The 13547-nt window shown below is 50.8% G+C and carries 11 protein-coding genes, 5 tRNA genes, 1 other RNA gene and 1 riboswitch; of the genes, 16 read left to right on the top strand and 1 reads right to left on the bottom strand.

Translation table 11 applies throughout. The annotated features are described in order from the left end of the window. The first annotated feature begins 329 nt into the window (after positions 1–329). From dnaG to rnpB, 14 genes are all read left to right on the top strand, one after another. Positions 330–2141 carry a DNA primase gene (dnaG, locus tag ACZ481_RS13580; protein WP_464765909.1) on the top strand — a complete coding sequence of 604 codons (1812 nt, stop codon included), beginning with the start codon at positions 330–332 and terminating at the stop codon, positions 2139–2141. Between the two features lie 56 nt (positions 2142–2197). Then, positions 2198–3304, top strand: a complete 1107-nt coding sequence (rpoD, locus tag ACZ481_RS13575; RefSeq protein WP_325534238.1) for an RNA polymerase sigma factor RpoD — start codon at positions 2198–2200, stop codon at positions 3302–3304. 60 nt (positions 3305–3364) lie between these two features. Beyond that, a tRNA-Asn gene (locus tag ACZ481_RS13570) sits at positions 3365–3440 on the top strand. Positions 3441–3578: 138 nt separating this feature from the next. After that, positions 3579–3653 (top strand) — tRNA-Ile (locus tag ACZ481_RS13565). Between the two features lie 37 nt (positions 3654–3690). After that, a tRNA-Glu gene (locus ACZ481_RS13560) sits at positions 3691–3765 on the top strand. A gap of 161 nt (positions 3766–3926) precedes the next feature. Continuing rightward, positions 3927–4002 (top strand) — tRNA-Val (locus tag ACZ481_RS13555). Positions 4003–4104: 102 nt separating this feature from the next. After that, positions 4105–4180 (top strand) — tRNA-Val (locus ACZ481_RS13550). Positions 4181–4307: 127 nt separating this feature from the next. Further along, the gene (locus tag ACZ481_RS13545; RefSeq protein WP_464765908.1) at positions 4308–4997 is read left to right on the top strand and encodes a tRNA (adenine(22)-N(1))-methyltransferase; all 690 of its coding nucleotides are present in this window, start codon (positions 4308–4310) and stop codon (positions 4995–4997) included. Beyond that, positions 4988–6109, top strand: coding sequence for a Nif3-like dinuclear metal center hexameric protein (locus ACZ481_RS13540; protein WP_464765907.1), 1122 nt, complete (start codon positions 4988–4990; stop codon positions 6107–6109). The genes ACZ481_RS13545 and ACZ481_RS13540 overlap by 10 nt, the downstream gene beginning before the upstream one ends. 75 nt (positions 6110–6184) lie before the next feature. Next, positions 6185–6295: riboswitch (TPP riboswitch) on the top strand. Between the two features lie 67 nt (positions 6296–6362). Next, a complete protein-coding gene (thiS, locus tag ACZ481_RS13535; protein WP_464765906.1) occupies positions 6363–6563 on the top strand; it encodes a sulfur carrier protein ThiS in 201 nt (66 codons plus the stop codon). A gap of 5 nt (positions 6564–6568) precedes the next feature. Beyond that, positions 6569–7354 carry a thiazole synthase gene (locus ACZ481_RS13530; protein WP_464765905.1) on the top strand — a complete coding sequence of 262 codons (786 nt, stop codon included), beginning with the start codon at positions 6569–6571 and terminating at the stop codon, positions 7352–7354. 25 nt (positions 7355–7379) lie between these two features. Next, positions 7380–8477, top strand: a complete 1098-nt coding sequence (thiH, locus tag ACZ481_RS13525; RefSeq protein ID WP_464765904.1) for a 2-iminoacetate synthase ThiH — start codon at positions 7380–7382, stop codon at positions 8475–8477. 32 nt (positions 8478–8509) lie between these two features. Then, a complete protein-coding gene (gene thiE / locus ACZ481_RS13520; RefSeq protein WP_464765903.1) occupies positions 8510–9154 on the top strand; it encodes a thiamine phosphate synthase in 645 nt (214 codons plus the stop codon). A 64-nt stretch (positions 9155–9218) separates the two neighbouring features. Further along, positions 9219–9572, top strand: an RNA gene (gene rnpB, locus ACZ481_RS13515) — RNase P RNA component class A. 43 nt (positions 9573–9615) lie between these two features. Here rnpB and ACZ481_RS13510 read toward each other — a convergent pair. After that, positions 9616–10179 (bottom strand): nitroreductase family protein, encoded by a 564-nt coding sequence (locus ACZ481_RS13510; RefSeq protein ID WP_464765902.1) that lies wholly within the window; start codon positions 10177–10179, stop codon positions 9616–9618. A gap of 183 nt (positions 10180–10362) precedes the next feature. On the opposite strand from ACZ481_RS13510, the gene ACZ481_RS13505 reads away from it, so the two are divergent. Together ACZ481_RS13505 and ACZ481_RS13500 are read left to right on the top strand one after the other, a co-directional pair. Then, a complete protein-coding gene (locus ACZ481_RS13505; RefSeq protein ID WP_464765901.1) occupies positions 10363–11025 on the top strand; it encodes a TMEM165/GDT1 family protein in 663 nt (220 codons plus the stop codon). A gap of 244 nt (positions 11026–11269) precedes the next feature. Next, positions 11270–13363 (top strand): glutamine synthetase III family protein, encoded by a 2094-nt coding sequence (locus ACZ481_RS13500; RefSeq protein ID WP_464765900.1) that lies wholly within the window; start codon positions 11270–11272, stop codon positions 13361–13363. Positions 13364–13547 lie beyond the last annotated feature (184 nt).

Raw genomic sequence — 13547 nt, 5'->3', positions numbered from 1 at the left:
AAATTCAATACTGTATCTAAGGGATAAGAAAAATCTAAGGCTTCTGTCAACGTCTTAAGGACGTGACACAAGCCAAGTTTTTCTAATGAGCAAAAATGTTCTCCTTTGTCAAGATCTAAAAGAGGAATTTTGTCATTTATATTGAATAATAATTATTAAATTAAAAGATGATAAGAAAGGCTTTGTAAACAAGTTTTATGTCTTGCAATCCCTCTGGCAGGAATATTTGTCTTAATGTAGAATAAAGTCAAAGCTTGGAACTATTTGCATATTTCCCAACCCACAAAAACAAATGCAGGGAATTGCCGTTGCCAGAATAAGGTGAATGTATGAAAGATGCAGTTTTCGATGATTTTCTCGATAGATTGCGGTCAGAGGCTGATATCGTCGGCGTGGTGTCCGATTATGTATCACTAAAAAAGAAGGGGAAAAATTATTGGGGCTGCTGCCCCTTCCATCATGAGAAGACACCATCTTTTTCGGTCACGCCTGATAAGGGTTTTTTCTATTGTTTCGGATGTCAGACCGGAGGCAATGTTTTTAATTTTTTAATGAAGGTTGAGAATATTACCTTTATCGAAGCCGTAAGATTACTGGCGGGAAAAATGAATATTCCCTGGCCGGAAAAAGAGAAATCGCCGCGTGAGCAAGCCCGTGACCAGGAGCTTGCGAAAATATATCAGGCAAACGAGCTGGCCAGAGATTTTTTTCATGCCTGCCTGACTAAAACCAATTATGGCAAAGCGGCCCGCGAATATTTAACTAACCGTGGCATCACCGCCGCAATGATTGATTTCTTTAAACTTGGGTTTGCGCCGCCGGCCTGGGACAGACTGTCATCAACCTTCTGCGAACGTGGTGTACCCCTCAATATATTGCTGAAAGCAGGCTTAGCGGCTGCCCGCACTTCCGGCGATGGGGTATATGACCGGTTTCGCAGCCGGATCATGTTTCCGATAACAGATGTCCGGGGACGCATCGTTGGTTTTGGGGGCCGGGTTTTGGACAATAGTCAGCCCAAGTACCTCAACTCGCCTGAGACGGAAATCTTTAACAAGCGGCAGGTCTTATTCGGCTTTGAGCATGCCTATAAGCATATCCGTGACTCCGGTCAGGTTATTATTGTTGAAGGCTATATGGATGTTATCACCCTTTACAGCCAGGGAATTAAAAATGTAGTGGCATCGTTAGGCACAGCTTTCACCGCAGAACAAGCCAGAAACCTTATTAAACTTAACGCCGAGCTGTTGTTTTCCTATGACAGCGATGCGGCCGGGCAAAATGCCACCGTGCGTGCCCTGGAAACGGTCAGGGCCCTGGGAGCGGCCATTAAAATCGTATCCGTGCCTGATGGCAAAGATCCTGATGAATTTATCAGGAAACATGGCGCCGCTGCTTTTCATGATCTGCTCACATCGGCTCAACCGCTACTGGATTATCAGCTGGACCGGGCTCTCAAATCAGGCGATTATTCTACAGTACAGGGAAAAATTGCGGTTGTCGGTAAATTAGTGCCTATTTTGGCTGAAGCCGATAACTCAGTCGAGGTGAATGCTCATATTTCGCGCTTATCGCAGATACTCGCGGTGGACGAAAATGCGTTACGCAGCGAGATAACCAAATATGTCGTCCACCTCAAAAAGGATAAAAATGTAAAAAACGGGAAAACTATAAATATTGCCCTCTTGTATAAGCAGGTTCCTCCCGCCGCCCTGCAGGCGGAACGACAGCTTATCAGGCTGTTGTGCGATGATTTAACGCTTATTCCTTATGTTCTGTCTAAGATTTCACTACAAGAAATACAAGGCGTACTACAGCAAGAGATTATTAAATTTATATTTACTGCGTATAATATGGAAAAAAATATAACACAGGCGGCAATCCATGCCGGTGTCGATAAGCTAAGTGAAAAAGCAAAGACTGAGTTTTCACATATTATGTTAATGGATATACAATTTGATGATGTGGTCAAATTTCTTGAAGACTGTATTAAAACCATCCGGTTGGCACATCTGACCGCACTGTATGAACAACACCGGCTAATGGCCGATGAATTAGAACGCATGGGGGATAGTAGCTTTCTGCAGGAATTGGCGGAAAGTCAGCGAATTAAACATGAAATTAGCAAATTACATCATTAATAGTCAGGTATTGTACTATGTATTACCGTCAAATGCCAGAGGAAGGGGGGAAAACTATGGCCGATAAGAAAAATACGTCAGGTGAGCAAGTCAATGAGCTTTTACACAAGGGCAAAAAACGTGGTGTATTAACATATTCTGAAATTATGGATACTATGCAGACAGAAGATATGAGCCCGGATGAGATTGATGATATGTATGAAATCTTTAGCAACAAAGGTATTGAGATTGTTGACGAAGTTCCGGATGTTGAACTGATTGAAGGCCCAGACATGTCTGAGATCGAATCGACGGCCGAAGAAGTAGATATAGATCTCACCATTCCTGAAGGCATTAGTATTGATGACCCTGTCCGCATGTACCTTAAGGAGATAGGCCGGGTACCGCTTTTAACTGCCGACGAGGAGATTAAACTGGCCAAACGTATGGAGCAGGGGGATGAGGAGGCTAAACGCCGTCTGGCTGAAGCCAACTTAAGGCTGGTAGTCAGTATTGCCAAACGCTATGTCGGGCGTGGCATGCTGTTCCTGGATCTGATTCAGGAAGGGAATCTTGGCTTAATCAAAGCAGTAGAAAAATTTGATTATAACAAGGGCTATAAGTTCAGCACCTATGCTACCTGGTGGATCCGGCAGGCAATAACCCGCGCGATCGCCGACCAGGCACGGACGATTCGCATTCCTGTTCACATGGTTGAAACCATTAATAAGCTGATCCGGGTATCCCGGCAGCTTCTCCAGGAATTAGGCCGGGAGCCATCGCCGGAAGAGGTGGCGAAAGCAATGGATGTCAGCGTGGAACGGGTGCGGGAGATCATGAAAATAGCCCAGGAACCTGTATCTTTGGAGACGCCGATCGGTGAAGAAGAAGACTCTCATCTGGGAGATTTTATCGAAGACCAGGATGCGCCGGCTCCAGCCGAAGCTGCCTCGTTTATGCTGCTCAAGGAACAGCTGGAAGAGGTTTTGGAAACACTGACACCGCGGGAAGAAAAGGTATTGCGCCTGCGTTTCGGCTTAGATGACGGCCGGGCCCGCACGCTGGAAGAAGTGGGACAATATTTTGGTGTTACCCGTGAACGTATCCGTCAGATTGAAGCCAAGGCGCTGCGGAAGCTTCGCCATCCCAGCCGCAGTAAAAAGTTAAAGGATTTTCTGGAGTAAAACTAAATATTACTTGACGTAACCTGGACATTGTTTTATAATAATCAACGTTGGCGATATTCCTCGATAGCTCAGTTGGTAGAGCAATCGGCTGTTAACCGATCGGTCGTAGGTTCGAGTCCTACTCGAGGAGCCATAATAAGCAGAGAGCCAAGTTTTTAGGAGCACTGGCGACGGGGAAACTTGTGCGAATCGCTTAGTTCCGAGCGCTAGCGAAGAACATCCTATATCTGTTTAACAGGCTTTCTCCGGAAAACCTGTTTTACTGTCTTTAGGGCCTATAGCTCAGCGGTAGAGCAGCCGGCTCATAACCGGCTGGTCCCTGGTTCGATCCCAGGTGGGCCCACCAACGTGGGATGTGGGAGACCGCATCCCACCTCTCAAACGGCCCGTTGGTCAAGCGGTTAAGACACCGCCCTTTCACGGCGGTAACAAGGGTTCGATTCCCTTACGGGTCACCATAAGCAGCGAACCAGGTTCTCACGAGTCGATAGACGAAATGAGAACCTGTGTGATAAGCAGAGAGCCAGATTTTTAGGAGCGTAGCGACGCGGAAATCTGTGCGAATCGCTTAGTTCTGAGCGTAGCGAAGAACCTCCTTTCTCAATATCAAAATTAATACGGGCGATTAGCTCAGCCGGGAGAGCGCCTGCCTTACAAGCAGGATGTCGGCGGTTCGATCCCGTCATCGCCCACCATAAGCAGAGAACCCAAGAAGGCGAGCCGTGAGGCGAAGGCTGATTGGTGTGAATCGCTTAGTTCTGAGCGGTAGCGAAGAACTTCCTTTATTATCCAAACATGGGCGATTAGCTCAGCTGGGAGAGCGCCTGCCTTACAAGCAGGATGTCGGCGGTTCGATCCCGTCATCGCCCACCACAGCAAAAAACCTGCGAATTTAACTTCGCAGGTTTTTTGCTACCCATCAGAATCGGCAAGCAATCAAGGCTATGAGCCAAAGGATAAGGGGAGAAGATAACAACAATAATTGCCAGGAGGGCTGTTTGTGAAATTGGGTCAGCGCTTACAGACGATTGCCGCCATGGTGCCGGCCGGTGGGACTATGGCCGACATTGGGACTGATCATGCCTATTTGCCCATATATCTTGTAACAGAAAAGATTGTGACCCGGGCTATTGCCGGTGATGTTCACCACGGACCGTATGTATCGGCCAAAAATGCGGTGGCGGCAGCGCAGCTGCAGCAGGCGATCTCGGTTCGCCTGGGTAACGGCCTGGCGGTCCTGCAACCGGGGGAAGCCGACATTGTGGTCATTGCCGGCATGGGCGGTGCCAACATCATTGCGATCCTGCAAGCCTGTCCGGATATAACCGGCAGGATACAGCGCCTTATCCTGCAGCCAATGATTGCCGCCGCTGCGGTCCGCGAGTGGCTCGATACCCACGGCTGGCAGATTGTTGACGAACAGTTGGTGCTGGAAGAGGGGAAACTCTACCAGATTATGGCGGCCGAGCCTGGCGCCGGCTCCATTGCCGACAAGTCACTCTATGAGATTGGGCCGCTGCTCTGGCAGTCCAGGCATCCGCTACTCAGGCAGCACATGAATGAACTGATCAGTCATCTGCGCGCCGTAATTCTGGCGATGAGCGGGAGTGACGGCGCAGTAAAATCCGCTAAATACCGGGAATACACCAGTAAGCTTAACGATTTGGAGGAAAAGCTGTCATGTCTGTAATTTGCCGTGATGTTTTACACGCGCTGGAAACACTGGCGCCCCCGCAGCTGGCGGAACCGTGGGATAATGTCGGGTTGCTGCTGGGTGATCCCGCGCAACCGGTTCAGAAAATAATGGTAGCCTTAGATGTGGACCAGGCCCTTGCCGCTGAGGCCATTACCGCCGGCGCGGACCTGATTGTCGTTCATCACCCGCTGATTTTCAAAGGCCTTACCCGTATCCGTACAGATTCCCCCCAGGGAAAGCTGCTGGCTGACCTGATTACAGCCGGCATCGCGGTGTATGCCGCGCATACTAACCTGGACAGCGCCCGCGGCGGGGTGAATGATGTATTAGCGCAAAAGCTGGCATTAACGGAAATCCGGCCGCTAACTACTGCCTATCAGGAGCCACTGCATAAATTGGCTGTTTTTGTGCCGGCCACGCATGTTGACCAGGTCCGGACGGCAATCACCGCAGCCGGCGCCGGGCATATCGGCAATTACAGCCACTGCACGTTTCAAACCCAGGGTACGGGAACCTTTTTCCCATTAACCGGCGCCCAACCCTTCCTCGGCCGGCAGGGAAAACTTGAATTTGCCGACGAATGCCGCCTGGAAACTGTTTTTCCGGCCTCGCTGCGGTCGCAGATCATTGCGGCCATGGTGGCGGCTCACCCTTATGAGGAAGTGGCCTATGACGAGTATCAGCTGCTAAACAAGGGCCCGAGCTATGGCCTGGGACGGGTGGGGGCCCTGGCTGCGCCAATGGGGCTGGCCCGGTTTATCAGCCAGGTAAAAACAGCCTTGCAGATTGGCACCGTCAGAGTGGCCGGCGCTGAGGCTGAACAACAGGTCGGCACGGTGGCCGTATGCGGCGGCAGCGGGGCCAGTCTGATCCAGCAGGCCGTTGCCGCCGGTGCCCACGTTCTGGTTACCGGCGACGTGAAATATCATGAGGCCCAGCAGGCGGCCGCGGCCGGCCTGACCATTATTGATGCCGGCCATTTTGCCACCGAACAGCCGGTTGTCGGTTTTGTGGCCGACTATCTGCAGCAATGGGCCGGCAAAAATCATTGGGATATTACAATTATTGGCAATCAGTCGAATAAAGACGCATTTACATTCTGTTAGCTCCGGTTAACGGGCCGGCAGCAGCTTGACGGGTTGCCTAATTTTGGTATACAATAAATACATATAAATCAAAAACTGGCTGACCGAGGGAGCTCATGTTATGGGCTGAGAGTGAAACTATTAAGTTTCTTACCTCCAATACCTGATCGGGATAATACCTGCGGAGGGAGGTCGTGTGTAATTTGTGTAATTGTGCGCGTCATTACCCGGTGGGGGCGACGTGCTTTTTATTTTTTATGAAGGAGGAAGCAGTGTGAGATTAACTGTAAACGGCCGAGAGCTGCACATGCCGGACGGCGTTACCCTGGCTGAACTGGTTGGCAGGCAAAAATTCAATCCTGAGGTCATTGTGATTGAGCATAACCGGCAAATCGTTAAAAAAGAAGAGTGGCAGACAATTATCTTACAAGCGGAAGACTGTCTTGAAGTGGTTACTTTTGTAGGAGGAGGCTGATTGTGATGACGAAAGACCCCGTGGGCGATGCCTTACTTATCGGCGGCAAGCAATTAACCAGCCGGTTATTTTTAGGAACAGGGAAATTTGCCAGCAACCGGCTGATACCAGAGGTGGTCAGCGCTTCCGGCTCGCAGGTGATCACGGTTGCGTTACGGCGGATTGACCCGGCCTATAAAGAAGAAAACATAGTTGACTACATACCGGGTACCTGTACCTTAATGCCCAATACCTCCGGCGCCAGAAATGCCGAAGAGGCGGTCCGCATTGCCCGGTTAGCCAGAGCCGCCGGGTGCGGCAACTGGATTAAAATTGAAGTGATTGCCGATAACCGCTATCTGCTGCCTGACAATATCGAGACAATTAAAGCCACCGAGGTGTTAGCGGCCGAGGGTTTTGTGGTGCTCCCCTATATGAGTCCTGATTTAATGGCGGCCAAACGTCTGGCTGCAGCGGGGGCCGCCGCGGTTATGCCGCTGGGAGCGCCGATTGGTACGAACCGCGGTCTGAAGACCAAGGAAATGGTAAAAATCCTGATTGAAGAAGTGCCGCTGCCAATTATTGTTGACGCCGGTATCGGCCGGCCGTCCGAGGCGGCCGAAGCCATGGAAATGGGGGCGGCGGCGGTGCTGGTAAATACGGCGGTGGCAACAGCCCGCAACCCGGTTGTTATGGCCGAAGCCTTTGGTCTGGCCGTCGCCGCAGGGCGCAAAGCCTATCTCGCCGGTCCGGGGGCCATCCAGGGTGATGCCGCGGCCTCGTCGCCCCTGACGGGTTTTCTCCGCGAGTGAATAACAGCAGGCAAGGAGGTATATTGTGAGTGTTTATGAGGAACTGTCAAAATACCGGGATTTTGACTTCGCAGCAATCTTTGCCCAGGTTACTGCTGCCGATATTCAACGGGTTATCAGCAAAGACCGGTTAACTGTAGCTGATTATCTGACCTTATTATCACCCCAAGCCGAGCAGCAGCTTGAGGCTATGGCCCAGCAGGCCCACCGCCTGACGGTACAGCACTTTGGCCATACCATTTTGCTCTATACACCGCTATATCTGGCTAATTACTGTGTTAATCAGTGTGTATACTGCGGTTTTCACGCCCACAACGCAATCGAGAGAAAAAAACTGACACTGGATCAGGTCCGGGCTGAAGCCGAAGCTATCGCCGCCACCGGTTTAAAGCATATCCTTATACTTACAGGCGAATCACGCCATCATTCTTCTGTAGGCTACATTAAAGACTGTGTCCGGATATTAAAAGACTTTTTCACCTCGATTAGTATTGAAATATATCCTCTCACTACCGATGAATACCGTGAGCTGGCAGCGGCCGGTGTGGACGGCATGACCATTTACCAGGAAACCTATCATGAGGCAGCCTACGCTGAGCTGCATCCGGCCGGCCCCAAACGGGACTACCGGTACCGCCTGGATGCTCCGGAACGGGCCTGCCGGGCCGCGATGCGCACCGTTAATATCGGGGCGCTTCTGGGCCTCAGTGACTGGCGGCAGGAGGCGTTTTTGACAGGTGTGCATGCCGATTACCTCCAGCGCAATTACCCCGGGGTCGAGATCAGCATGTCGCCGCCGCGGATGCGGCCCCATGTCGGCGGTTTTCCGCCCCGGGTCATTGTCAGTGATAAAAATTTAGTGCAATATATTCTGGCTTTCCGGTTGTTTATGCCGCGCGGGGGGATCACCCTGTCGACCCGTGAGAGCGCCGCCCTGCGCAATAATATGCTCGAACTCGGCATTACCAAAATGTCAGCCGGGTCGTGCACCGCCGTGGGCGGGCACTCGGAAGCGGCGGCTGTCGGCCAGTTTGAAATCTCTGACGAACGCAGCGTAGCTGAAATGGCGGCGATGCTGTATGCCCGCAATTACCAGCCTGTCTATAAAGACTGGCAGCTATAGCGGGCGGAGTGCCAACGAAGGAGGGAAGAAGGATGCCAAGACCGGGGATGACTAATTTTTTAACCACAGCCATATATGCCTTAACCGCCGAAGAGCATTCACTGGGCCGCAGCAATGTGGAAGTAGTGCAATTGCTTATCAGCGCCGGTATTAAGGTCATACAATACCGGGAAAAAGATAAAAAGGCCGGACCAATGTATCAGGAGTGCCTGATCATACGGGAACTGACACAGCAGGCCGGCGTTACCTTTATTATTAATGATCATATTGATTTAGCCCTGCTGATTGGAGCCGACGGCGTCCATATCGGGCAGGAGGATTTGCCGCCGGCCAAGGTTAGAGAGTTAATCGGCCCGGATATGCTGCTGGGCTTGTCCACCCATTCACCGGCCCAGGCCCAAGCGGCAGCCGCACTGGGGTGTGTTGACTATATCGGGGTAGGGCCGATCTTTGCCACCCGGACCAAAAAAGACGTTTGCGCGCCGGTAGGGCTTACTTATCTGGAATATGTCGCGCGCAATCATGCACTGCCATTTGTCGCCATCGGCGGCATTAAGGAGGGCAATGTAAAAGAGGTCAGGCACCATGGCGCCCGTATCGTGGCCATCGTTACCGACATTGTCGGGGCGGCTGATATTCCCGCCAAGGTCCGGGCAATCCGGCAGGCGTGCCGTTAAAGCCGGCCGTATTTGACTTGTGGCTTGACTGGTGATAAAATTAAAGTTCCCAGCAAATATAGTCTGAGTAGGAAAGATGATCGCGGATATACCTGTATATCCGAGGAAAGTCCGAGCTCCGCAGGGCAGGGTGCTGGATAACGTCCAGCGAGGGTGACCTCAGGGAAAGTGCCGCAGAAATGTGAACCGCCCGGCATAGCCGGGTAAGGATGGAACGGTGCGGTAAGAGCGCACCAGCAGTCAGGCGACTGACTGGCTAGGTAAACCCCATCTGGAGCAAGACCGAATAGGGAAGGGATGAGGCGGCCCGCTGATCCTTCCGGGTTGTGTCGCTAGAGCCGTCAGGCAACTGCCGGCCAAGATAAATGATCATCGCCGTTGCTACGGAACAGAACTCGGCTTAATGAATACTCAGATAAAGGGAATAATATAACCCGCAGCCAGCAAGGCTGTGGGTTATATTATTTCCAGAATAAAATTTCCGGCGGTTTCCGGGGGACGGCCGGCGGCCTGCCGACCTGGGGGTAGCCCACAACAATAGGAGCCACTGCTTCAAACTCCGCCGGGACAGCAAGTTCTGCCTTGACTGCCGGCAAATTGAGAAAAGGCCGGGCAAAACCAATCCAGCAGGTGCCCAGGTTTAAACTATGGGCGGCAAGCATGAGGTTCTGAGCAGCCAGACAGCAGTCTTCATAGTGTTGGGGATCTTGGGCTTTGGCAAAAATAATGATAAGTGACTGGGCATTATAGAAGATATTAAATTCTGGGTTCTCAAGGGCCGGTTTATATTTGTTCAGTTTCGGCACCTGGTCAAGCAGGGCTAGCAGCAGTTGCTTGCTGCGATCAGAATAGGCCTGCAGCAGCGCGGCGTCTTGGATAACGCCATAGGCCCAGGGCTGAGAATTCATCGCGCTGGGGGCCTGAATTGCAGCCTGCAGCAGTTTATCAATCGTCGGCCTGTCAACCTTTGTAGTGGTATAGCTGCGTACGGAGCGCCGGCTGGTTATAGCGGCCTGTAATTCCATTGCCATCCATCCTTTCCGAAGTAAGTAAAGCTTGGTCAGGGCAAATTTTGCGGCTGACGCGGCGGAGAGTTTAGCTGTTTGCAAACATCTTATCCTAATCCGGGGCAAATGTAAAGCTGCGGACAAAATATTGCCGGCTTCTGGCCATACTATTAGTAAGCTGTTTTATAGGAGGAAATTTCTTTGACGGCATTCTTGACTTCACTAACCATTGTCATCCTGGCGGAAATGGGCGATAAGACCCAATTGCTGGGGATGGCTTTTGCCACGCGCTACCACTGGCGCACTGTCATGTGGGGTGTATTGGCGGCCACCATTCTTAATCACTTGTTTGCTGTACTTGTCGGCAGCTACATCACCCTGTTTATCCCCCTGCAGTATGTTCAGATCGCTGCCGCCGGCTCCTTTATTATATTTGGCTTGTGGACAATCCGGGGCGACAAATTAAATGGCGAGGACCGGGATAGGGACCGCAGCCCGTTCTGGACAGTAACCATCGCCTTTTTCATTGCCGAAATGGGGGATAAGACCCAGCTCGCCACCGTGGCGCTGGCCGCTCAGTTTGCCGGCGCAATGATACCGGTATGGCTGGGAACAACGGCCGGCATGATGATCGCCAATGCAATCGGTATTCTTATCGGTGTGGTCTTAGGCAAAAAAATACCGGAGCGGCTGGTTAAATGGTTTGCAGCCTTCGTATTTATTGGTTTTGGTGTTTATGGCCTGTATGCCTATCTGCCGCGCGAGCTGCTGACAACGCCCTTGCTGGTGGGGGGAATAGCGGTAATTTGCCTGGCGGCTTTCCTGATCGCCCAGAAAAGTGGCGACAGGCTGCCGCAGCCGTAAGCAGGACGCAGCCTAAAGAAAAAATAATTTTAATGTTGTTTAATCCCTAGACAAATAGCTTTTTTATGCTATAATATAAACATATTTAAATATTACCTGAGTCAATGATGACTACTCCACATTTTATGTAGGGGGAGTCTTTTTTTTTATGCATTGGCGAAGGTTTATTATTGCTTGATAGTTTGATTGAGAACAACCAAAATATTACACCATTAACTACTGTAAATTGAAAGGGGTTTTTTTGATGAGCAAGCTAGGTCAAATTTTTGGTGCAAACGTTTTTAATGATGCGGTTATGAAAGAACGTCTTCCCAAAGGCACTTACAAAGCGTTAAAAAAGACAATTGAAGAGGGGCTGCATTTAGATCCGGCGGTTGCCGATGTCGTAGCCAGCGCCATGAAAGACTGGGCTCTGGAAAAAGGCGCCACCCATTTTACCCACTGGTTCCAGCCGATGACCGGCATAACTGCGGAAAAACATGATTCCTTTATCTCGCCGACGGCAGATGGCAAGGTCATCATGGAGTTTTCCGGCAAAGAACTGATTAAAGGCGAGCCTGATGCGTCTTCCTTCCCCTCCGGCGGTCTGAGAGCCACCTTCGAGGCCCGGGGGTATACGGCCTGGGATTGTACCTCGCCGGCCTTCATCAAGGACGGTTCCTTGTGCATTCCTACCGCGTTCTGTTCCTATACCGGCGAAGCCCTGGACAAAAAGACACCGTTGCTGCGTTCGATGGAAGCCCTGTCAAAACAAGCCCTGCGGGTATTAAAAGCCCTTGGCAATACAACCACCAGTAAAGTGATTACCACAGTTGGACCGGAACAGGAATATTTTATTGTTGATAAAAACACCTTTGCCCAAAGAAAAGACCTGATCTTTACAGGCCGCACCCTCTTTGGGGCTAAACCGCCCAAAGGGCAGGAACTGGAAGATCATTACTTCGGCTCGCTTAAAGAAAGAATTTCCGCCTATATGAAGGAACTGGACGAAGAACTTTGGAAGCTGGGAATTTCCGCCAAGACAAAACATAACGAGGTGGCACCTGCCCAGCATGAACTGGCGCCGATTTTTACTACCACCAATATCGCCACAGATCACAACCAGCTTACTATGGACACGATGAAAAAAGTTGCCTTACGCCATGACCTGGTGTGCCTGCTGCACGAAAAACCCTTTGCCGGCATCAACGGTTCCGGTAAACATAACAATTGGTCAATGGGCACCGATGACGGGCTGAACCTGCTCGATCCCGGCCACACGCCCCATGACAATGAACAATTTCTGGTATTTTTGTGTTCGGTCATAAAAGCCGTCGATGTTTATGCCGACTTGCTGCGGGTGTCAGCCGCAAACCCGGGCAATGACCACCGGCTGGGCGCCAATGAAGCCCCGCCGGCCATCATCTCCATCTTCCTGGGCGAACAACTGCAAGACATTCTGGAGCAAATCGAAAACGGCGGGGCAACAAGCTCCAAGATTGGCGGCCAGATGGAAATAGGGGTTACTACCCTGCCGGCCCTGCCCAAAGATGCCACTGACAGAAACAGAACATCCCCCTTCGCCTTTACCGGCAACAAGTTTGAATTCAGAATGGTTCCCTCTTCGGCCTCGATTGCCGAACCGAACTATATTTTAAACACCATCGTTGCCGAGGTATTAAGCGAGGTTGCCGACAGACTGGCAAGCGCCAAGGATGTCAAGGCCGAAGTGAAAGCACTGCTCAAAGAATATGTGAATAAGCATAAGAATGTAGTGTTTAACGGCAACGGCTATGCCGACGAATGGGTAGCGGAAGCGGAAAAACGGGGCCTGCCGAATATAAAAACCACGGTAGAGTCTATTAAAGCCCTGATTGCGGAAAAGAACCTGGCCGTAATGGAAAAGCACGGCGTGTTAAGCAGAGTGGAAATGGAATCCCGTTATGAAATACTGCTTGAGAATTATATCAAGACTATCAATATTGAAGCACTGACAATGATAGAGATGGCCAAACGGGAAATACTGCCGGCCGTAATTAAATTCGCCACGAACCTGGCCGGTTCCATCAATACCATCAAGGCTACCGGGGTGGCGGCCGATGTAACGGCGCAAACCGAGTTATTAACAGAAGTGTCCTCCTTAACTGCCTCCCTGAAGAAAAACATTGCGGTCCTGGAAGCAGCGGTGGAAAAAGCCGCCAATGCGCATGGCGACACCTATGAGCAAGCCGCCTTATTCCGCTTTGACGTATTTGAGAAGATGAGCCTGGTGAGAGAGGCCGCCGATACGCTGGAAACCCTGGTAGACAAAGAAGTATGGCCGTTTCCGACCTACGGCGACCTGTTATTCAATGTGTAAAAAGTAAAGATAAAGCCTGACTGGCATGTCAGGCTTTATTTTTTTATTCTCCCGCCCGCCAATGTGGTGAATTGGGCGAAAAGTAACACTTTTCCGGCCATTAACTGCGTTTATCTATTAAAATGTAATCCCGATGTAGACGCCTGGACAAATTGTATTTTTATGCTATAATAAAAACATATTT

Source organism: Sporomusa intestinalis, from assembly GCF_055383785.1.
The sequence above is the reverse complement of the archived record's forward strand: the minus strand, read 5'-3'. Positions and strand labels throughout refer to the sequence as shown.